Origin of the sequence: Luteimonas salinisoli (assembly GCF_013425525.1) — a bacterium.
In the GTDB taxonomy this organism is placed as follows: Bacteria; Pseudomonadota; Gammaproteobacteria; order Xanthomonadales; family Xanthomonadaceae; genus Luteimonas; species Luteimonas salinisoli.
In genome coordinates, this window is the sequence record NZ_JACCKA010000073.1 from 56,802 (window position 1) to 75,661 (window position 18,860).

Annotated in this window: 27 protein-coding genes; 11 read left to right on the top strand and 16 right to left on the bottom strand. The window is 67.0% G+C overall.

The features are described 5' to 3' along the window. Nucleotides 1-67: 67 nt before the first annotated feature. Together H0E84_RS12545 and H0E84_RS12550 are read right to left on the bottom strand one after the other, a co-directional pair. A complete protein-coding gene (locus H0E84_RS12545; protein ID WP_307774153.1) occupies nucleotides 68-550 on the bottom strand; it encodes a very short patch repair endonuclease in 483 nt (160 codons plus the stop codon). Beyond that, nucleotides 498-1,724 (bottom strand): DNA cytosine methyltransferase, encoded by a 1,227-nt coding sequence (locus tag H0E84_RS12550; RefSeq protein WP_219339730.1) that lies wholly within the window; start codon nucleotides 1,722-1,724, stop codon nucleotides 498-500. The genes H0E84_RS12545 and H0E84_RS12550 overlap by 53 nt, the downstream gene beginning before the upstream one ends. A 428-nt stretch (nucleotides 1,725-2,152) precedes the next feature. On the opposite strand from H0E84_RS12550, the gene H0E84_RS12555 reads away from it, so the two are divergent. Further along, nucleotides 2,153-2,470 carry a hypothetical protein gene (locus H0E84_RS12555; protein ID WP_180678993.1) on the top strand — a complete coding sequence of 106 codons (318 nt, stop codon included), beginning with the start codon at nucleotides 2,153-2,155 and terminating at the stop codon, nucleotides 2,468-2,470. Between the two features lie 97 nt (nucleotides 2,471-2,567). Here the strand turns inward: H0E84_RS12555 and H0E84_RS12560 are convergent, their stop codons facing one another. Both H0E84_RS12560 and H0E84_RS12565 read right to left on the bottom strand, forming a co-directional pair. Further along, the gene (locus H0E84_RS12560) at nucleotides 2,568-3,092 is read right to left on the bottom strand and encodes a hypothetical protein (protein ID WP_180678994.1); all 525 of its coding nucleotides are present in this window, start codon (nucleotides 3,090-3,092) and stop codon (nucleotides 2,568-2,570) included. Next, a complete protein-coding gene (locus tag H0E84_RS12565) occupies nucleotides 3,092-4,036 on the bottom strand; it encodes a PAAR domain-containing protein (RefSeq protein WP_180678995.1) in 945 nt (314 codons plus the stop codon). The genes H0E84_RS12560 and H0E84_RS12565 overlap by 1 nt, the downstream gene beginning before the upstream one ends. A 204-nt stretch (nucleotides 4,037-4,240) precedes the next feature. On the opposite strand from H0E84_RS12565, the gene H0E84_RS12570 reads away from it, so the two are divergent. The 6 genes from H0E84_RS12570 (at nucleotide 4,241) to H0E84_RS12595 (ending at nucleotide 6,811) form a co-directional block, all read left to right on the top strand. After that, on the top strand, nucleotides 4,241-4,537 hold the full coding sequence (locus H0E84_RS12570) for a type II toxin-antitoxin system Phd/YefM family antitoxin (protein ID WP_180678996.1): 297 nt from the start codon (nucleotides 4,241-4,243) through the stop codon (nucleotides 4,535-4,537). 38 nt (nucleotides 4,538-4,575) lie between these two features. Then, nucleotides 4,576-4,917, top strand: coding sequence for a type II toxin-antitoxin system VapC family toxin (locus H0E84_RS12575; RefSeq protein ID WP_345776316.1), 342 nt, complete (start codon nucleotides 4,576-4,578; stop codon nucleotides 4,915-4,917). Nucleotides 4,918-5,077: 160 nt separating this feature from the next. Further along, nucleotides 5,078-5,395: a hypothetical protein gene (locus H0E84_RS12580; protein WP_180678997.1), complete on the top strand. Its 318-nt coding sequence runs from the start codon at nucleotides 5,078-5,080 to the stop codon at nucleotides 5,393-5,395. A gap of 142 nt (nucleotides 5,396-5,537) precedes the next feature. Continuing rightward, nucleotides 5,538-5,807, top strand: coding sequence for a hypothetical protein (locus H0E84_RS12585; protein ID WP_180678998.1), 270 nt, complete (start codon nucleotides 5,538-5,540; stop codon nucleotides 5,805-5,807). Next, nucleotides 5,804-6,214 (top strand): PIN domain-containing protein, encoded by a 411-nt coding sequence (locus H0E84_RS12590; RefSeq protein ID WP_180678999.1) that lies wholly within the window; start codon nucleotides 5,804-5,806, stop codon nucleotides 6,212-6,214. The genes H0E84_RS12585 and H0E84_RS12590 overlap by 4 nt, the downstream gene beginning before the upstream one ends. A gap of 93 nt (nucleotides 6,215-6,307) precedes the next feature. Beyond that, nucleotides 6,308-6,811 carry an antitoxin Xre/MbcA/ParS toxin-binding domain-containing protein gene (locus tag H0E84_RS12595; protein WP_219339731.1) on the top strand — a complete coding sequence of 168 codons (504 nt, stop codon included), beginning with the start codon at nucleotides 6,308-6,310 and terminating at the stop codon, nucleotides 6,809-6,811. 299 nt (nucleotides 6,812-7,110) lie between these two features. On the opposite strand, the gene H0E84_RS12600 is transcribed toward H0E84_RS12595, so the two are convergent. From H0E84_RS12600 to H0E84_RS12610, 3 genes are all read right to left on the bottom strand, one after another. Then, nucleotides 7,111-7,293: a hypothetical protein gene (locus H0E84_RS12600; protein ID WP_180678946.1), complete on the bottom strand. Its 183-nt coding sequence runs from the start codon at nucleotides 7,291-7,293 to the stop codon at nucleotides 7,111-7,113. A 187-nt stretch (nucleotides 7,294-7,480) separates the two neighbouring features. Beyond that, entirely contained in the window at nucleotides 7,481-7,858 is a 378-nt protein-coding gene (locus H0E84_RS12605) for an addiction module antidote protein (RefSeq protein ID WP_180679000.1), read from the bottom strand. A gap of 94 nt (nucleotides 7,859-7,952) precedes the next feature. Further along, nucleotides 7,953-8,246: a type II toxin-antitoxin system RelE/ParE family toxin gene (locus tag H0E84_RS12610; RefSeq protein ID WP_180679001.1), complete on the bottom strand. Its 294-nt coding sequence runs from the start codon at nucleotides 8,244-8,246 to the stop codon at nucleotides 7,953-7,955. Between the two features lie 183 nt (nucleotides 8,247-8,429). Here H0E84_RS12610 and H0E84_RS12615 point away from each other — a divergent pair, with 183 nt between their 5' ends. Beyond that, nucleotides 8,430-8,711 carry a LysR substrate-binding domain-containing protein gene (locus tag H0E84_RS12615; protein ID WP_180679107.1) on the top strand — a complete coding sequence of 94 codons (282 nt, stop codon included), beginning with the start codon at nucleotides 8,430-8,432 and terminating at the stop codon, nucleotides 8,709-8,711. 100 nt (nucleotides 8,712-8,811) lie between these two features. Here H0E84_RS12615 and H0E84_RS12620 read toward each other — a convergent pair whose 3' ends face one another. The 5 genes from H0E84_RS12620 to H0E84_RS12640 all read right to left on the bottom strand — a co-directional run bounded on the left by H0E84_RS12620 (nucleotide 8,812) and on the right by H0E84_RS12640 (nucleotide 13,950). After that, on the bottom strand, nucleotides 8,812-9,210 hold the full coding sequence (locus tag H0E84_RS12620) for a VOC family protein (protein WP_180679002.1): 399 nt from the start codon (nucleotides 9,208-9,210) through the stop codon (nucleotides 8,812-8,814). Nucleotides 9,211-9,280: 70 nt separating this feature from the next. Continuing rightward, nucleotides 9,281-9,604, bottom strand: a complete 324-nt coding sequence (locus H0E84_RS20760) for a helix-turn-helix domain-containing protein (protein WP_180679003.1) — start codon at nucleotides 9,602-9,604, stop codon at nucleotides 9,281-9,283. A 127-nt stretch (nucleotides 9,605-9,731) separates the two neighbouring features. Beyond that, entirely contained in the window at nucleotides 9,732-9,878 is a 147-nt protein-coding gene (locus H0E84_RS20765; RefSeq protein WP_219339732.1) for a hypothetical protein, read from the bottom strand. 358 nt (nucleotides 9,879-10,236) lie between these two features. Next, nucleotides 10,237-11,379 (bottom strand): sensor histidine kinase, encoded by a 1,143-nt coding sequence (locus tag H0E84_RS12635; RefSeq protein ID WP_180679005.1) that lies wholly within the window; start codon nucleotides 11,377-11,379, stop codon nucleotides 10,237-10,239. 240 nt (nucleotides 11,380-11,619) lie between these two features. Further along, a complete protein-coding gene (locus tag H0E84_RS12640; RefSeq protein WP_180679006.1) occupies nucleotides 11,620-13,950 on the bottom strand; it encodes a glycogen debranching protein in 2,331 nt (776 codons plus the stop codon). 82 nt (nucleotides 13,951-14,032) lie between these two features. Here H0E84_RS12640 and H0E84_RS12645 point away from each other — a divergent pair, with 82 nt between their 5' ends. After that, on the top strand, nucleotides 14,033-14,329 hold the full coding sequence (locus H0E84_RS12645) for a hypothetical protein (RefSeq protein ID WP_180679007.1): 297 nt from the start codon (nucleotides 14,033-14,035) through the stop codon (nucleotides 14,327-14,329). Nucleotides 14,330-14,409: 80 nt separating this feature from the next. Here H0E84_RS12645 and H0E84_RS12650 read toward each other — a convergent pair whose 3' ends face one another. Then, nucleotides 14,410-15,219, bottom strand: coding sequence for an MBL fold metallo-hydrolase (locus H0E84_RS12650; RefSeq protein WP_180679008.1), 810 nt, complete (start codon nucleotides 15,217-15,219; stop codon nucleotides 14,410-14,412). A gap of 257 nt (nucleotides 15,220-15,476) precedes the next feature. On the opposite strand from H0E84_RS12650, the gene H0E84_RS12655 reads away from it, so the two are divergent. Further along, a complete protein-coding gene (locus H0E84_RS12655) occupies nucleotides 15,477-16,247 on the top strand; it encodes an SDR family oxidoreductase (RefSeq protein ID WP_180679009.1) in 771 nt (256 codons plus the stop codon). A 224-nt stretch (nucleotides 16,248-16,471) separates the two neighbouring features. Here the strand turns inward: H0E84_RS12655 and H0E84_RS12660 are convergent, their stop codons facing one another. After that, nucleotides 16,472-17,308 (bottom strand): DUF5694 domain-containing protein, encoded by an 837-nt coding sequence (locus tag H0E84_RS12660; protein ID WP_180679010.1) that lies wholly within the window; start codon nucleotides 17,306-17,308, stop codon nucleotides 16,472-16,474. Nucleotides 17,309-17,471: 163 nt separating this feature from the next. Between H0E84_RS12660 and H0E84_RS12665 the strand changes: the two genes are divergently transcribed. Beyond that, complete coding sequence (locus H0E84_RS12665) at nucleotides 17,472-17,690, top strand: hypothetical protein (protein WP_180679011.1); 219 nt, start codon at nucleotides 17,472-17,474, stop codon at nucleotides 17,688-17,690. A gap of 66 nt (nucleotides 17,691-17,756) precedes the next feature. On the opposite strand, the gene H0E84_RS12670 is transcribed toward H0E84_RS12665, so the two are convergent. Both H0E84_RS12670 and H0E84_RS12675 read right to left on the bottom strand, forming a co-directional pair. Further along, on the bottom strand, nucleotides 17,757-18,089 hold the full coding sequence (locus H0E84_RS12670; RefSeq protein ID WP_180679012.1) for a hypothetical protein: 333 nt from the start codon (nucleotides 18,087-18,089) through the stop codon (nucleotides 17,757-17,759). Nucleotides 18,090-18,213: 124 nt separating this feature from the next. Beyond that, entirely contained in the window at nucleotides 18,214-18,714 is a 501-nt protein-coding gene (locus tag H0E84_RS12675; RefSeq protein ID WP_180679013.1) for a hypothetical protein, read from the bottom strand. Nucleotides 18,715-18,860: the final 146 nt, after the last annotated feature.

Here is an 18,860-nt window from a genome sequence, read left to right on the forward strand (position 1 = left end):
TTCTCGCAATCGCCTGGAGCGAAGAGCGTGGACAATCTGCGTATTCTCCGGCGAGCTGGTCTGACTGCTAGGAGAAGGTCGCATTCTTGCCTCTGACCGGACGAAGAAGTCTCGATATCCGATCAGCCGCCACCTCCACTGATTCGTGCTCCCATACGCGAACGACTCGCCACCCGCTGGCTTCGAGTCGGATCGCCGTGTCATGATCGCGTGCGACGTTGGCATCGATCTTGCGACGCCACCATGCTGCGTTGTTCTTCGGCGCCGAACCGTGAACCGGACAACCGTGCCAGAAGCAACCGTCCACGAACACGGCGAGCCGTTTCGATACGAATGCAATGTCAATAGTCCGGCGGGTTCCCTCTACGGGCCTGTGCAGCCGATACCGAAAACCTCGTTTATGTAAAGCGCTTCGGAGTGCTCGCTCACATGCATTGTCTCGTTGTGCCACTCGCGCCATGCGCTCGCTCGTGGCAGCGGAAACGTCAGATAGGGATTTATTCCGCTTGCTTGGCATGCTGCGCCAGGGCTTCCGCGAACTGAGGATCATAGTTCAGAGTGCTGCGCATCAATCGAGAGAGGAATCCGTTCGTGGCGCGTTTCGACAACGGTTGGAGCGGGTGTTTGAGGAATGGCGCCAAGTGCAGCTGTTCCATCGCCACCGGCCAATCTGACACATCGGCAGCCCGGCGCTTGCGCCCATAGCACCACGCAGCGCTTGGCCAGCTGCCGGTCTCGGGAAGGGAGGTCTCGCCCGAAGCCTGAAACTTGCTCAAGGGGCGGGCAAGTCTACCGGCGAGCCAAGTTGCCATGGGGACGCTGACTGCGTTTCCAACCATGCGCCATCGCTTTCCCCGCGATTCGCGAGAGCCGTCTTGCAAGACAGATGTCCAATCGGCATCGAAACCCTGCAGTCGTTCTGCATCCTCAATGGACGGCATTGCGATCAGCCCGCTGCGAGGGAACCAGATGGCAGGAGGGGACGGAATATGCAGCGCCGATCCCCCCTTGAGAGGAGGAACCGCGTTGACTGCCCAGCCGAGCCCGGTATTGCCCTCAGTCCAATAGAATCCACACGCGTGCGATCCGCGTGATCTCGTCTCAGGTGCACCGACGTCTTGGGCCAGCAGCGAAGGGCGTGGGTCATGCACGCGTGAAGCGACCAGGAGGACGCGTCGCCGGCGCTGCGGCAAGCCGAACGCTCGCGCATCTACGGTGCGATAAGCCCAAGCGAATCCCATCGATTCGAGAGCCGACGTGATGTATCGAATAGCCAGCCCGCCGTGCAGATTGAGCATGAAGGGAACGTTTTCGATAACGACCCATTCCGGACCGACCTTTCGATCCTTGAGCAAGCCCAGCAGCACCCCGATCAACCCGGAATTCGGACCGGTGATCCCTTGTCGTCGGCCCACCTGACTGAGGTCCTGACACGGAAAACCCGCCGTTAGTACCGTGCAGGCTGGCAAGCGGGCGAGTGCTCGGACATCGCTCTCGATGGCGGCTCCGGGGAAGCGGGTCTGAAGCACCTGGCGCGCCGTCGAGTCGATTTCGCACAGCAATGACGTTTCGAAGCCGGCCTCATGAAAGCCGGCTTCGAGACCGCCGACGCCGGCAAACAACCCCACCACCGTGGGACGAGATGCTAGCTCGCCGGATATGGCACGCCGGGACTGCTTAGAGTTCGTCTGGGCAGCGGGCAGCTTCCGTTTGGTCTTGCTCACCGCACTGAATCCGAGGCGTGCAACTGAGGTGGCAAGAGTACCAGGGTCAATCCAACTAGATGGCAGCCGGGTTGTCGGCTTGAGCCGGCGCAGCTACCCCTCATTCCGGGAGCGACCGCGAAAGCCGCAATCGGATGCCCGGGCTCTCCGCCTCCTCCGCATCCATAGACGCATGGCAGCGGTCGAGGACCGGGCGCGTGTCCTCCAGCGTGCTCTAGCTGAGGCGGCGACCCACTTCTTGGCGAGTCCAGGGTGCGGACCAGCGGCTCGGGATTCTCCGTGCGGGACAACGCCTTGAGCGCGCTGAGGTAGCTAGCGCGGTAGTCCGTCGGTACGACAATGCGCTCCTCCCCGGCCGCCTCCAGTGTCATCATGATCCATGGTGGCAACCGCGATCAGCCGCCCTGGTCCAATGATGGGCGATGAGGATGAACAGCCTGCTCCTGCGTACGATCTCGATCCTGCTCTTGCTCGCCGCCGGAGCATGTAGTGCGCCGCCTGTGGCCAGCCCCGCTTCGCCGGAAGACGTGCAAAGCTTCATGGCCGAAAGAGATCTCTGCGACCATTTCCGGGGCGAGATCCCGGACCCGGAAGACAGCCAGAGAATGGATGAGGTGATCTCCGCCATCGACCGGCACTGCACGGGCACCGACGCACGGCTAGATGCGCTGAGGGCCAAGTACGCGGACCGCGCGGAGATCCTGTCCAGGCTGGCGCCCTACGAAAGTGGGGTCGAGGCGCGGTGAGCGTTACGGGCCTTCGCGGGTCGGGCTGGTGTCCTGGGTGCGCTGGCTCGTGTTGCGTAAACGCGCAACGTGCCCAGGACGTTGGTGATGAATCGTCCTACTGCGACGGCTGGGCTGCCTGCGGCCAGTCCGGCGGCGGTACGCCGGGCTCGCGAATCCAGCGCAGCGAATGGATGTCGAGGCTGCCCGTCTCCGGATGGTAGATGCCGAAGACGCTGACCGGTCTGCCCACCATCGCCAAGACATCGCGCTCGCTCAGGTCCTGGTCGTTCAGTGCCCCAACTGGGACCGCCGTGCCGGAACCATCCCGGGCGCTGGCGAGGGCGAACCCGTCGCCGCTGCGTACGAGGAAACCGTTATCGATAGCCACGGGCGTGCGGTTCTCGATCTCGGGCAACTCAACGAGCTGAAAGGGGCACAGCCGTTCGCTCATTCCTCCCACCCGGAAACACTTCTGCGGCTCTTCGGGCACCTCCTTGCCCGGCAGGACCAGCGCTTCTTTCCACGCGGCGGCGGGCTGCTCGGCGGCCTGCGGCGGCGCCCCGCCGGCAGCGGCGGCGGGCGCCGGGCGTTCGCCACAACCGGCAATGGCGAGCGCGACGAGCAGTAGCATCGACTTCATCAGAAGCTCCGATAGCCTTCGCGAAGCGGTACGGCGCGGGTTCGGTCCTGGAGCTGGATTTTCACGTAGTCGTCGTAGATCCAGCCGTGGAGACCCTCGGAGTCCGCGATGTAGACGTTGATCTCGTGATAGTAGCCGTAGACGAAATCGCCGGCCTGGATGTCACCTTCACCGCCGTAGCCGCCGGTGCCGTCCGGACCCGGCCGGTCGTAGCGGGAGAACGCCCGATCGCCGCCGCCCCACCCGTGTGGCGCAGGATGGGTGTGGACCGCCGCGGTCAGTCGACCTGCTGACCTTGGAGCGAGACTCACGATGTCCTCGATGGTGGCCCGCTCGCCGCTGCTCCAGGGGGCGCCGAGGCGGTACTTTCCGTTGGCTGTTTGCGCGATCAGCGCGCCCACCTCCACGCCATGACGATCCGCAACCGGCAACACGTGCTGCCGCCACTCCCTTGCTGCCTCAGCTTCGGTGTCGTACTCGCGGTAGGCACCGGCTGCCATCAGTGCAGCGTGCGAGTCGACGATGACATCGCGGGCGACGTTCCAGTTCGGCTCGGTGGGCGGGCTGGCGCCCTGCAAATGCTGAAGATCCAGTTCCGGCGGTTCGACCTGGGTCCCGGCCACTGCGGCCGCGGCCATCGCTGCCGTCATTGGCCCTCGAGCTGGTGTTCCGGCACTCGTCCCGATATCAGCGAATACCCTGAACTGGCTGGAGAACAGCGTGGCACCGCAGGCGGTCTTGTCGCCGTGGCGGGCGACCGGCTGTCCGTCGATGATCATCGTGGCGTCCCCGGTCACGATCGATGTCGCACCATGCTGGCTGCACACCACGCGATCCGTGACACGCGCCACGGGCTTGCCGTCGATATCGGTGAACGGCGATCCGCTGACGACCGCACCTCCATGGTCTATACGGTCGCCCACTACAATGAAATTCTGGGCCACACACGCCTCCTGCTCCCTGTGCCTGGACCTGCTATACCCTACCGTTGCCCCGGCTGCAATGTCATTGAGCCCTGTTGGGGTCGCGCGCCGTCTCGGGTCGCAACTCGTTCCGTCTACGCCCGCGGAAACGCAGCCGGATGTTTCGAAATCGCCGCGTCCTCGGCGTCCCTAGTGGACACACTTGGCACTGAGGGGAGTTCTCCCATGAACAACACCATCACGATCGCCGAGATCAAGCGCCGCGGCATGGTGGCGATCGAAGAAGGGCTTCGCCGCGGTCCTGTGCGGATCCTCAAGCGCAACCGGGCTGCCGCGGTGGTGCTGACCGAAGAGGAGTACCTGCGCCTCACCGGGGAGCAGCCGCAGGCCCGCCCGGGCGTTACGGCGTTGCAGTGGCTGCTGTCGCAGCCTGCCACTGGCACGCGCGACAAAGCGGACATCGACGCGGCGCTGGCCGATGAGCGCAACTGGCGATCGCGTTCTTCGACGCGAACGCCCTGATCTATCTCATCGAGGGCAGCGAGTCGTTCGCATGGCGGGTGCGGGACCAACTCGCACGCCTATCGGAAGCGCATCCCGATCTTGGTGCCGCCGTCAGCCGCCTCTCCTGGCTGGAATGCCGCGTGGGACCGATGAAGCGCAACGATGCGGCCGCGCTGGCCTCGTTCGATGCCTTTTTCGCCCGGCCGGATCTCGTATGGGTGGAATTGAACCGTGACGTCGTGGAATTGGCTGCCGTCATCCGCGCGCGCCATGGGCTTCGCACTCCGGACGCCCTGCAGGCCGCCAGTTGCCTGCAGCTGGGGCCCGACCATCTGCTGTTGACCGGGGATGCCGCGTTCCGGCGAGTGCCTGGGCTTAATGTCGCGGTCCTGGCTTGAGCGGACCTGGCGAGGCGGCGTTCTGCCGCGACAGCGCGGTTGGAAGCCGTAACTCGATGCCCGACGGCGGGCGGCCTCCGCCCGAGGGAACTGGCCCACCGGCGGGCTATTGTTTTCGTGCTCATATCGTGCACGATTCGTGCACCGCTCCACCGGAAGAATGAACAGCCTGCTCCTGCACGCGATCTCGATCCTGTGTTTGCTCGTCACTGGAGCATGCAGCGCGCCGCCTGTCGCCAGCCCCACTTTGCCGGAAGACGTGCGGAGCTTCGTGGCCGAAAGAGATCTTTGCGACCACTTCCGGGGCGAGGTTCCTGACCCGGAAGACCGCCAAAGAATGGATGAGGTGATCTCCGCCATCGACAGGCACTGCACGGGCACCGACGCACGGCTCGATGCGCTCAGGGCGAAGTACGCGGACCGCGCGGAGATCCTGTCCAGGCTGGCGCCCTACGAGAGCGGGATCGAGGCGCGCTGAAGCCTGGAAATGACGATCACCGGCTTTCGCGCAGGATTGCCACGCCAGGCCAGGCCAGGCCAGGCCAGGCCAGGCCGTCAGTATTGCTGTTTAGTACCAATAACGGTACTTTTACTCCACATTCAGTACTGAAGGTGCCGCCATGAGCAATACCATCACCGCCGCCGAGATCAAGCGCCGCGGCATGGCGGCGATCGAAGAAGGGCTTCGCCGCGGGCCGGTGCGGATCCTCAAGCGCAACCGGGCTGCGGCGGTGGTGCTGACCGAGGAAGAGTATCTGCGCCTGACCGGGGAGCAGCCGCAGGCCCGCCCGGGCGTTACGGCGTTGCAGTGGCTGCTGTCGCAGCCTGCCACCGGCACGCGCGACAAGGCGGACATCGACGCGGCGTTGGCAGATGAGCGCAACTGGTGATCGCGTTCTTCGATGCGAACGCCCTGATCTATCTCATCGAGGGCAGCGAGCCGTTCGCAGGGCGGGTGCGGGATCAGCTCGCTCGCGTAGAGGAAGCGCATCCGGATCTCGATGCCGCCGTCAGCCGCCTCTCCTGGCTGGAATGCCGCGTGGGGCCGATGAAGCGCAACGATGCGGCCGCGCTGGCCTCGTTCGATGCCTTTTTCGCCCGGCCGGATCTCGTATGGGTGGAATTGAACCGTGACGTCGTGGAATTGGCTGCCGTCATCCGCGCGCGCCATGGGCTTCGCACACCGGACGCCCTGCAGGCCGCCAGTTGCCTGCAGCTGGGGCCCGACCATCTGCTGTTGACCGGGGACGCCGCGTTCCGGCGAGTGCCGGGGCTTAATGTCGCGGTCCTGCCTTGAGCGGACCTGGCGAGGCGGCGTTCTGCCGCGACAGCGCGGTTGGAAGCCGTAGCGCGATGTCCGACGGCGGGCGGCCTCCACCCGAGTAAAGAATTGGCCACCAGCGAGCTATTGTTTTCGTGCCCAATCGTACACTGCTCCACCGGAACCGAGCACTTGAACGCCGTCATGGCCCCCCAGGGCAGTCTTGCCGAAGCCTTCCGGGAGCCCGGCCGACCCTACCTGTCGCCGCACCGGATCGGCGAGGCCCTGGGTCTTCAGATCGAGAGCCTGGCGGAGCGCGCCCGCGTCAGCCGCAACACGCCTGCGGCCCGGCCGCAGAACGAGAGCCTGCAGCACTATCTCCGCGAGGTGCTGCGCGTGCTGGCCGCGGCCGAGGATGCGGCCGGCGGCGACCGCACCCGGGCGATCTTCTGGTTCATGAACGAGCCACTGCCGGACTTCGACTACCAGACACCGGATGCGCTGGTCCGGGCGGGCAAGGCCCAAGCGATCATCGACTACATCGAGTCCATCGCCGACGGCGCCACGACTGGTCGCGCTGATCGCGATCCGTCGCGGCCGGGTGTGGCCGCACCGGCGCTGGATGATCCGTAACTATTTCGTGACGCTCTCTCCGATCACCTTCCGGATATTGCTTCAGGCGCAGATCGCGATGGAACCGATGCCGTCGCCGGCAACGATTACGACATTGCTCTGGCTGAGCTGGCTGCTTCCGCTGCTCATCTATGAGGGGGGCTATCGCATCGTCGACCTGGTGCGTGCGGCATCCGCGCAGCGAGTACGAATGGGCGCACTCTCTCGCCGCGCATCGATGCAGGGTTCGCTCGCAGCTGCTCGGGCGAGATCACCAGGCTGGCGACGAACGTTTCCGCCGAACGCAGGCGGGCGAATCCTCACGGGTGGACGTTCCAGCCCAGCGCGTAGGACCCTGTGGGCGCGTCGTGCAGTTTGTGCCAGTTGGCCTGCGCGAGCAGCGTTTGCGCGCCGTCTTCGCACCGGATGTGCGCCTGGCCGTACACCAGCACATCGCGGATCGAGCACGAGACGTCCCCGGCCGGCTGGATCCACGGCTCCACGCGATAGCGGTCTGCCAGGTCGTGCGCGCGGGAACCTGGCTACACGCTGGAACTGCCATGCACAGCGCGACCGCAACGATGGCGCCGGGACCGGATTTCATGCGAGCCGCCCTCCGCATCTCGCATGGTGGGCGATGATACCCGCGCGCAGCGCGGCATCGTGGAGCGAGCACGCCGGCGGCCGGCTTCAGGCCGGCGCCGACGTCGGTTGCGGCTTGCCTGTGCGACGACGCGCGGGCTTGCGCTCGCGGGCGGGCGGGCGATTCTTGTGCTTCGCGCCTGACGCTGTAAACGCGATTCTCACGCCGAGCGCGCTTGTGACCCGCTGCACCGTGTCGAAGCGCGGATGCGCATCGGGCCGGAGCGCTTTGTAGAGGCTTTCGCGGCCAAGTCCCGCCGCTTTTGCGACTTCCGCCATTCCGCGAGCCCGAGCGGCGGTGCCCAACGCTTCCTGGAACACGGCGCTGTTGCCGGAGTCCATGGCGTCTTCGAGGAATGCCGCGATCGCATCGTCGGTATCGAGAACTTCAGCCGCGTCGAACGGCGTCAGAGTGAGCTTCTTCATCGAGAATTTTGCCGGCTGACCGGCACCTGGAGTTGTCGGGTTATCGAATGAACGAGTTGTCGGGTTGTCGAGTGTCTGGGTCGGGTCGTTCCGACTATTGGAGGCTGGCCACCATTTCCTGTGCCCGCTTGATGTCACCGGCCTGGGAGGACTTGTCGCCACCGCAAAGCAGGATGATCAATTCGGCTCCCTTTTGCGTGAAGTACACGCGATAGCCCGGGCCAAAATCGACGCGCAGTTCGCTGACCTTGCCGCCGACCGACTTCACGTCCCCCTTGAGGCCGAGACGAACGCGGATGATTCGCGCCGCGATGATACCCGCGGCCTTGCGGTCTGCCAGTGCGGCAAGCCAGTCGGTGAACACTTCCGTTTGCTTCACGTCGACCATTGCGGAATCGTATCCGATTGGATACATGGCCGCAAGTGGTCGCTGTCCTTCGCGGAGCGCCTCTGCCGCCGGCACGTCCCTGGAAATGACAACGCCGGCTTTCGCCGGTGTTGTCGCCCCCAGGCCACCGTGATCCGGCCCTGCGCCTGGCTGTAGGCAGCCAGGTCGGCCGCTAGCGACAGGATACAGGTCGCTGCACGCTTCAGCGGCAACACCGCGCAGGCGCTGCGCAAGGCAACGGTGGCGGGATTGGGCATCACGCTGCTTCCCCATGCGATCGCCAGGCAAGACCTGCAAGCGGGCCTGCTGGTGCCGGTGCTACCGCAGTACCGGCGCACCGGCCATGGCCTGCACGTGCTCTATCCGAGCGGGCGGCATCTGCCCCTGGCCGTCTCGGCGTTCATTGATCTGGTGACCGAGCGGTTGAAAACGATGGAAGACAGCGGTCGCGATGTCGATGCCTGATGGCCGGCGGACGACTTCGTGATCGGCTCATCGACGTAGAGCGGAGCTTGCTCCGCTGCCGACGTCGTCGCCGGGAACGCCCGGCGGATCCGCGACGGGATCACCCGGCCTGGTCGGCCGGCGGCTGGTAGACCTGGATGAGATTGCCGCAGGTGTCCGCGAACACCGCGAGCGTCACCGGGCCGGTTTCGGTGGGCGGCGTGGTGAACTGCACGCCGCGCTGGCGCAGCCGGTCGTGCTCGGCGCGCACGTCGTCCACTTCGAAGGCCGTGATCGGGATGCCCTGCTCGAACAGCGCTTCCTGGTAGGCCTTGGCGGCAGGGTTGGCATTCGGCTCCAGGGCAACCTCGGCATCCCCGCCCTCCTGCGATCGCACCGTGATCCACCGATACTGTCCCGCCGGGATGTCGTGGCTCGGGACGAAGCCGAGCACCTTGGTATAGAAATCCAACGCCTTGTCCTGGTCGTCCACGAACACGCTGGTCAACTTGATTCTCATCGGGTGTCTCCCTGCGGGCAGTTGCGGCCGATTGTCTCAGGAGCGCATGCACCCTGCTTCTCGGAAATTGCTATTGCATTCGCCATGCTTGCGCCATCAGCGTCAGGCAGCCGGGCTGGTGCCGCGCCGGATCGCCGCCGGATGCGAACTTCCGGAACCGCGACGGCGACATGCCGAACCGCCGACTGAACAAGCTGCTGAAACTGCCCAGGCTGGAGAAACCGACCGCCAGGCAGACGTCGGTCACCGGGAGCTCGCCGAGCAGCAGCATCTCCCGGGCACGCTCCAGCCGGTGCCGCTGCCGCAGTTGGTGCGGCGTCTCCCCGAAGACGGCTGCGAAGCGGCGGATGAACTGGTACCGGGAAAGGCCGGCCTCGGCGGCGATGTCCGCCACCGTCCCCGCGTTGGGATCGGTGTCCTGCAGCCGCCGACGTGCCCGGCACAGGGCCTGATGTTGTCCAGGTGAAATCATGTCCGGAGCGTGATTGTAGTGCCTGCGCACTCCAGGCAAACGAGGTCGCTCAGTCGATTTCTTCGCCCGGCGCTTCGGCCGGGCCGGACTTCCGGCTTTCCGTCGGCTCTCCATACAGGTACGAGGCCGCGGCTTCGCTCATTCCCTTCGGGTCGTGACCGATGCCCGGCACCACGATCAGCGTCCAGTTGAACACGGCCTCCTTGCCGGCGGCGACCCTCGCGGCCTGCGCGTGGAAGTATCTACCGCGGGCCAGTCGATGGAGTCCCTGCCGGTCGGTCTCCGGGCTGTGCACGATCGGCGTCCATCAGCGTGGTCCCGTCGAACGGGATTACACCGATGGAACGGTCACTCGCGGGACGGCATGGCTCGGGCATGGGCAACAGGATGCCGATCGGAACGAGGTCGAAAACGACATGTATCCGACAGATTGCGCCATGAGAAGAAGGACAAGAATGGAGTCAGGCAAAAATGGGAAAAAATGGGGAAAAAATGGGTCAGGTTCATTTGTCGCGTCGATAAATGAACCTGACCCCATTTTTTGACCCCGTTTTCTATCCCGCGGCAGTCATGAAGTGGCGTGGGAGGTCGATGGTGAACACGCAGCCCGAACCGGGCACGTCGCGTACGCTCAGGACGCCATTGTTGGCCTCGACGCTGCGGCGCGAGATCGACAGGCCCAGGCCCAGGCCGCTGCGATTCTCCGCCCCCTGCGTGAAGGGCGTGAACATCTCTTCCGCCAGGCCGGGCGGCAGTCCGCCGCAGTGATCCTGCACGTCGATGAGGATGCGGTCTGCCTGCGCATAGGCATTAAGCGTCACTTCGCTGTTCGGATGGGTGTACTTGAAGGCGTTCTGCAGCAGGTTGCCGATCGCCGACAGCAACAGGTCGCGGTCCGCGTCGACCGCCAGCAGCGGATCGACATGGGACACGGTCAGCGTGCATCCCTTGACCTGCGCCTCCAGCGTCGCCGACAGCTTGACCTCGGCGATGAAATCGGCGAGCGAGAACAGGCGGTGCTGCACCTGCAGGCCAGCGGAGATGCGCACTTCGGCCAGGGAACGATCGATCAGGTTGGCCAGTCCCACCAGCGCACGGTCCAGCACGCCGCCGGTGGCGCCGTTCAGCCCCACGTTGCCCTGCTTGATGACGGCCAGCGCCAGCGTCGCGGTGCACAGCTGGTTGCGCAGTTCGTGGGCGAAGAATCCAAGCCGCTCGTTGAGCGCGACGGCCTGCTTGTCGGCGATGATCGAATCGCGCTGATAACCGAATTCGGTCACGGCGCTGGCGATGGCATTGTCCAGGCAGCGGTTGAGCGTGCGGAACTCCTCGATCTGGATCTCCATGCTGGTCTCGAAGGCCAGGTCGGAAATCGACTGGCACAGGTCACCATAGTCGTGGACCACTTCCTCGACGGTGAACCCGTGCTCCTGCAGTTCCTTGCCGTGGCGGGTGGCCGATTCGCTCATCTCGGAGAGCGCGGGCTTGCCGCCGCCGGACGGCCCGGACACCTTGTAGCTCTGCATGGGAGCTTCGGTCTGTTCCACCACCAGCGTCTTGATCAGCTGGTCCAGGAAGATGGTGACGCCATTGGCCAGCTCCTCTGCTGGCGCGCCGGGCGGCGCGCGCTGGGCGACCTTCGCCCGGCAGCGGGCGATCAGCTCGGCCCGGTTCGCGGTGAGGAACGCGTGCATCATGGTTCGCATGATGCGCCTTATCCGCTGTACTGCGGTTATCGCCGACCAACGGTAGCGCCCGCGGTCGTGTGCGGGCGAATTGGGCGACGAACGGGGCCGAGCTATCGGCGTGATCGACTGGACCTGGCCTGCTGCCGGTTGCGGACCCAATTTCCACGATCTCCGGCGAACCGCGGGGAATCCCCCTCCTCGGCGGACGGCGGCTGGTAGATCTGATGTGGTTGGGTGGCCTGCATTTTTTTACCTCGCGATCAGCAACAGCAGCGAGCGGGCCTGCAACCCGTACACCGTGCCCTCGCCGCCGATGAACGCTTCCGAGCCGGGCAGGGCTACGGTATCCGGCCCTTCGTTCCAGGTGGCAGTGTCGGTCACCCGGTACCACTGCTTCCCGGCGCCCGGCCAGGGCAGATTGAAATCGACGTCGCCGGACCAGCCGTTGTAGGCGACGTAGATCGCGCTGGCCGGATCGCCGAACTCGCTGCCGTCGATGCGCCAGGCGATGGCGTGATTGTCCGGATTGTCGAAGTAGCCCGCATCGGCCTGGGCGCCGTCGGGCTTGAACCAGCGCAGCTGCTCCATCACGTTGCCGTTGGTATCCGCGCCGGAATAGAAACCGGCCGGGCGCAGCGCCGGGTGCGCCTTGCGAAAGGCGATCAGGCGCCGGGTGAAGGTTTCATGGTCGGCCTCGGTGGCATCGCGGGTCCAGAGCAGCCAGTTGGCGGGCGAATCGAGGTTGTAGGTGTTGTTGTTGCCGAACTGGGTACGCAGGGCCTCGTCGCCGCCGGCGATCATCGGAACGCCAGCGCTCAGCATCAGGAAGGCCAGGCCGGTACGCGCGGCGCGGGTCTGGTGGGCGCCGATGCCGTCCTGGTCCCAGCTGTGGTTGTGGTCGTCGCCGCCGTCGGACGGACCATAGGGCCAGGGCTGGCCGTTCTGCTTGGTGTCGTAGGCGTACAGGTCCGCCAGGGTGAACCCATCGTGCGCGACCATGAAGTTGATCGAATGCCAGGGCTTGCGGCCGTCGTCGCCGTAGAGGTCGGAGGAGCCGGCGAAGCGGGTCGCCAGCTCGCCGGGCGTCACCGCCGCCGCGCCCAGCTGGTTCTGCTTCTTGCGCAGGGTGTCGCGGTAGATGCCGTTCCACTCGGCCCAGCCGGCGGGAAAGCCGCCGACCTGGTAGGAATTGCCGCCGATCGCCCACGGCTCGGCGATCAGGTCGACGCCGTTGCCGCCCGCCCCCGGGCGTGGCGGCAGTTCGGCGGCGATGCGGTTGAGCGCGTTGCCCGCATCCGTCCTGTCGAAATGGAAGCAGCCGTGCTGACAGGTGTTGCCGAGTACCGAGGCCAGGTCGAAACGGTAGCCGTCCACCCCCAGCTCATCGCGCCAGTACGCCAGCGAGTCGACGATCAAGTCCTGCGCCACCGGGTTGAGGGTGTTGTAGTTGCCGCCGACGCCAGTGTTGTCCCAGGAGTACTGCAGGTCGGCGGTGAGCGAGTAGTAGGTGGGGTTGTCCAGTCCGCGCCAGGACAGCAGGTTGTAGACGGTCAGCCCGTCGCTGCCGCCCCAGGCGCCGCCCTCGCCGGTGTGGTTGTAGACCACGTCGACGTAGACCTTGATGCCGGCGTCGTGGAAGGCCTTGACCATCGTCTTCCACTCCCGCGTCGGCCCGCCGGATGACTTGTCCGCGGCGTAGCGGCGGTCCGGCGCGAAGTAGTTCAGGGTCATGTAGCCCCAGTAGTTGTCGCCGGCGGTGGAGGTGGGGTCGACGTCGTTGGTGTCGTTCTGGGTTTCCTGCACGGGCAGGAACTCGACCGCGGTGATGCCGAGGCCGGCCAGGTACCCGGCCTTGAGCGCAGCGCCGGCATAGGTGCCGCGTAGCGCTGCGGGCACGCCGGTGTCGTGCATGGTCAGGCCGCGCACGTGCACCTCGTAGATCACCTCGTCCTTCAGCGCGCGCGTGGGCTTGCTGCCGGTGGAGGTGGGATCCGGCGCCAGCACGATGCCCTTGCTGGCGCAGGGGCCGCTGTCCTTGTGGCGATGTGCGGCGCCGCTGGCGTAGACGGTGCCGTCGGTGCAGGCGGGCGTGAGCGGGTCGTGGCTGATCTCGCGCGCGTACGGATCGATCAGCAGCTTGTTGGGATTGAAGCGGTTGCCGGCGGCATCGACGTCGGCGACGAAGCCGGCGGTGCTGCCCGCTGCCCAGGCGCCGGCGTGCGTCCAGTTCGGGCCCCAGGCGCGGTACCCGTAATACACGGTGCCGGCAACGCCGTGGCTGTCGCGCAGTTCGGCCACCGGCACGGTGCGCGACCAGATGTCGCTGGCGGCGTCCTTGGTCAGCACGTAGCGCGCCGCCTCCGGCGCGCCCTGGGGCGTGCCGTAGACCCACACCTCGATGCGGGTGGCGCGCGAGGAGTACACCCGGAAGGTGATGTTCGCCTGTGAGGCGTCGTAGCGCGCGCCCAGCGCGCTGGCGTCGATCGCCGCCCAGGCCGCCGGCATCGAGATCGGCAGCAGCAGCCATGCGAGCAACAGGTGGGCGGCCAGGCCGCGGAACGGGCGTGTCGGGACTTGCATCGCAGCACCTCCTGAAAGCCGAAGCGCGCACCCGGCGGTCGCGCTCCGAGCATTCTGTGGCGGTGTGCAACCGCACAATGCGATGAACGCGCGCGATGCATTCGTATTCATTGCCGGAAAGCGTGAACGGGTTCCGGATCGCTTCCGCTGGCGTCGACCGGGTCCGCACGGCGCCAGACTTGGTGCTCCCACCTCGAGCGGGGCCGCGGCCTGGGGCGCGCTGCTGCCGAGCGCGGCTGCGCTGTTCGTGGGGTTCCCGCTGCAGGGACAGCCGGTCGCGGGCGGCTTCGACCCGCTGCCGATCGGCGGCGCCCTGCCGCTCAACGCTGCCTGGGGCGTGCGGCGTGATCTTGCTGATGCGGTGATGGGGCAGCAGTGACGCGCGCGATGCGGACCGATCGCCGACAGGACAACGTGCGGCGCTGGAACCGTCGCTACGTGCGGTACGTCATCCTTCCGTCACGGCATACCGCCGTGTTCGCGGAGTGCGAGGGTTCTCTCAATGAAACGCCTCAGGCCCGCTTCGGGCAGGAACGGATCGCGGCTTTGGGTATCGAAGCGCGCCACGATTTCCAGAACCCCGGGATCGATCATGATCCGGTCGATCGAGTATCCCTGCGCGTGCAGGGTGCGAAGTCGCCCGACCCAGTTCAAGGTGTTGCGGTGGAACGCCCGAAGCGTCGTCTTGTCGGCCGGCGCGCCATGTCCCGGCACGATCAACGTCTGCGCGTCGCCCATCGCCAGGATCGTTTCCACCGCATCGGTCAATCCATTCACGCCCCCCGCATAGAACGTGGGATGCCAGCTGTTGTCGAACACGTCGCCGACGAATACGACGTTGTGATCCGGGAGGAACACCAGCCGGTCGCGCGCGCTGTGCGAAATCACGTCGACGCGCGTCAGGCCCAGCGGCAGCGGCTCCCCGTCCGCCACCACGCGCATGCCCTTGCTGGCGAGGTAGTCGTTGCCTCCGGCATGATCGGGATGGTCATGCGTGTTCACGATCCACACCGTGGCGTCGGCGGTCAGGGCCCGCACGGCTTCATCCAGCGCCTCCAGCTGGGCCTCCCCCGGCGATGGGTCGATGAGAACCGCGGCGTCGGGGCCGACCAGCAGGCCGATATTGGTGCTGTAGCCATTGCCATTGAGCCGATACAGCCCGGCGCCGATTTCCAGAACCTCGACATGCGGCGACTCCTGCTCCCCTGCCGCACCCATGGACGGAGCGGCCAGCAGCGCGGCCAGTGCACATGCAGCGATCTTCCTCACGGACACCCTACTCCAGTCACGTCACCGGTCTTGCGCATCCGGCTGCGGCCGAGGATCCGGCTGGCGGCAACCGTACCATGGCGAGTTGTCCTCTCTCGCGGCATCTTGCGCACGCGCGTGCCTTGCTGGATCCATGGCCCGCTCCTCAACGCCGGGGCATCGGCGCCTCGCTCGATTGGTGCCATGGCCGATTCCGGCGAGCATCGTTCCTGTCCGTTCCCCAAGCTATCCGCATCCATAGCGCAGGAGAAGCAGGCATGACAGGACAGGCACTGGCCGGAAGAACGGCGATCATCACCGGCGCGAGTTCGGGCATCGGCCGTGCGGCGGCGCTGCTGTTCGCGCGCGAGGGCGCGCGACTGGTCGTCGGCGCCCGCCGCGCGGATGCGCTTGCGGAGCTGGCCGAGGAGATCGAGCGCGCCGGGGGCGTGGCGGTCGCCTGTCCCGGCGACGTGCGCGAGGCGTCCCACAACGACGCCCTGGTCGACACCGCGCTGGCGCGCTTCGGCCGCCTCGACATCGCGTTCAACAACGCCGGGAGCACCGGCGCGATGGGTCCGGCCGTCGAGATGGCGGTGGCGGACTGGCGCGAGACCATCGATACCAACCTGACCGCGATGTTCCTCGGCGCAAGGCGGCAGATGGCGGCGATGCTCGAGGCCGGGCGCGGATCGATCGTCTTCACTTCGAGCTTCGTCGGCCACACCGTGGGCATGCCCGGCATGGCCGCCTACGCCGCGGCCAAGGCCGGCGTGATCGGCCTGACCCAGGTGCTCGCCGCCGAGGGCGGCCCGCGGGGCGTCCGCGTGAATGCACTGTTGCCCGGCGGCACCGACACTCCGGGCGCGCGCGATTTCACCGAGAACCCGGAGTCGCGCGCGTTCGTCGAAGGCATGCACGCGCTCAAGCGCATCGCCGATCCGGCCGAGATCGCCGAGGCGGCGCTGTTCCTCGCCTCGGACGCCTCCAGCTTCGTGACCGGCAGCGCGATGCGGGTCGATGGCGGAGTGTCGATCAACCGGACCTAGAACGACCGGCGTTGCTTCCGGCCAACCGGTCGTGGCGGACGCATTCTGTAGGAGCGGCCCATGGCCGCGAAAGCCGACGCCGCCGGCCGTCCCCGGAGTCGCCGCCCACCCGTCCGCCCCCGCGGCCCTCGCGGCCCTCGCGGCCATGGGCCGCTCCTACCGGGATGCGGCCGCCGGGGGAACCGGGCACGAGCGGCGACGCCGCACGATGCGGACTGCCGCAATCAGTCCGCCAGGTGAGGCAGCGGATCGGCCAGCGTGAGCCAGGGCGTGTCCTCGATGAAACGCGCCAGCGTGGGCACGTGGCCCTGTCCGTAGAACACCACCACCCGACGCACCGCTCCGTCTCCCTCCTCCACCTCGCGCAGCAGGTTCTGGAAGATCAGCAGATTGCGCGTGTACCAGTTGGCGACGGTATGGGCGCCGCCCTGGTTCTCGTCCTGCCACTGCCGGATCAGGTGGCGCAGGTAGAAGTCGTGGTTGAGCGTCAGCGACTCCGGCGAGTTCATGTGCGCCAGGTAATCGCCGATGCTGAGCGCGCGCAGCCGCGCGGCTTCGCCCGCGACGACGGCCTCGCCGTAGGCCTGCATCTGCTCGCGCAGCCGCAGCGCGCGCGCATCGGGAGCGGCGTCGATCAGCCGCTGCTGGTCGGAGACGAACGGCACCTGCACGTCGATCGCCGCCAGCCGCGGGTGGTCCAGCCGGTCGGCGAGGCGGAAGCCGAGCTGCATGATCTCGTTGCGGCTGTCGCGCACGCCGCCGGCGCGGTAGTCGGCGTAGCGTGCGGCCATGCCGGCCGCATCGCCGCGGCTCCACTCCACCATCACCAGGTCCGGCCGCCATTCCGCCAGCCGCTCGGTGAGCCGCGCGATCTCGGCCTGCCGCGTCTCCGACAGCACGTCGTCGACCTCGATGTTGAACATGTCCGCGCCGGGGTTGTGCATGTGGTACATGCCCACCAGCATCACCTCGGCGATCGGTGCGGGACGGTCGTCGACGGCGCGTGCCGGGCCGGTCACGGACACCAGGACCAGCGTTGCCGCAAGCAGGAGGGTGCGCATATCCGTCGTCCCGGAAGCAGGCCTGCCCGGACCCTACCCCCGGCACGGCGGCACGTCGCAGGCCAGACGTCATGCGGCCGAGCGGCGGCCGGCCGGAAGTCACGACGGGATCACCACCGGCCTTCCATCCTGGGTCCCGGTCCAGACACGAAGGAGAACCCGCATGGGCATTCTGAGAACGTTCGCCTTGGGCGCGGTCGGCTATCTCGCATACCGGGCATGGCGACGGCGCCGGAACGGGACCGACGAGGCGCTGGCACAGGAGGACGCCGGCGAGCGCACCTCGCCTCACGGCGACCCGGTCCTCGCCGGCGCCGCGATCGAGGAGCCGCCGCCGCCGCGCCCGGCCGCGCATTCGAGCCGCGGGTTCGGGGAAACCTGAGCGCACCGATCGTCCGCAGCCGCCGCCTCGGCGGGAACGGGCGGCCGCACGGCTCGGCGCGGCCGGTCAGTCCTTGCCGCCGCCCTCCACCCATTCGCCGCCCGCGCCCTCGCAGCCCGGGCGCGATTGCGCCAGCTGGTCCGCGGTACGGCGATAGTGGTAGACCGCGATGCGGGTGCCGCCGATGCCCTCGCATCGCGCCTGGGCCGCGGTCGGGCAGGCGGCCAGCCAGGTCACCTTGGGCTGCGGAGCGCCGACCGCCTCCGCCATCCGCACCGGTCCCTCGCAGGCCCCGGTCAGGCGCTCGTGCGCCTCGCCGTTGCCCTGCAGGCAATCCACCAGCGGCTGCGCCTCGCCGTCGCGCATGAAGATGCCTTCCACCAGGCAGGCCCTCGCCATCGCCTTGGGCTCCGGCGCGGCATCCGGCTCCGGCTCCGCCGCGGTCGCCGCCGCGACGAGGCCGGCGCAGCACAGCGCCAGGCATCGCCGCGCCCCCGCCCTCGCAGTTCCGCGGTGCGGCCGCTCAGTCACCGTAGTTCCAGGTCTGGGACTGGCCGCCGTGGCTGGTCACTCGCCACAGCGACCGCGACAGGTTTTCCTTCGATCGGCTGCGCGATAGCAGCCGGCCACCGAGCTTGGCGGTACTGGTCGCCTCTACCAGCGCCCGGCGCCCATCGGGCGATATCTCGACCCGGGTGATCTGGTAGGCGAATTCGATCGCGAGCATTCCGCCGGTCTGCTCGGACAGCATGCGCAGCAGCGCGACCGCCTCCTCCATCTGCCGGCAGGCCGCCGCCCGGTCCATGGTGGACGGATGGGTTTGCCCGGCCGCGTGCTGGATATCTTCGAGGCGAAAGTCGCCCGCCATGACGGCGCAGATCGCCTCGCTATCGTACGCCTGCAGCGCCTCCATCTGTTCGCGGTAGTACTTGCGCACGTCCGCATCGGAAATGCGCCTGCCCTGGTCGTGGACCACCAGCGCCACGACCGCCAGCACCAGCACCAGCAGCAGTTTCTTGATCATGTGTCCCCCTGGACGACTTCCAGTTGTCGATGCCGATTCGGCCTCCATTGCGCATGCGGGCGGCTTCCCCCGCCGGGTGCGCGGCATCATCATAACGCGACGATGATCACTTTTCGCTGGAGGGTCCTGCGGCGGCGGAGGGTCTG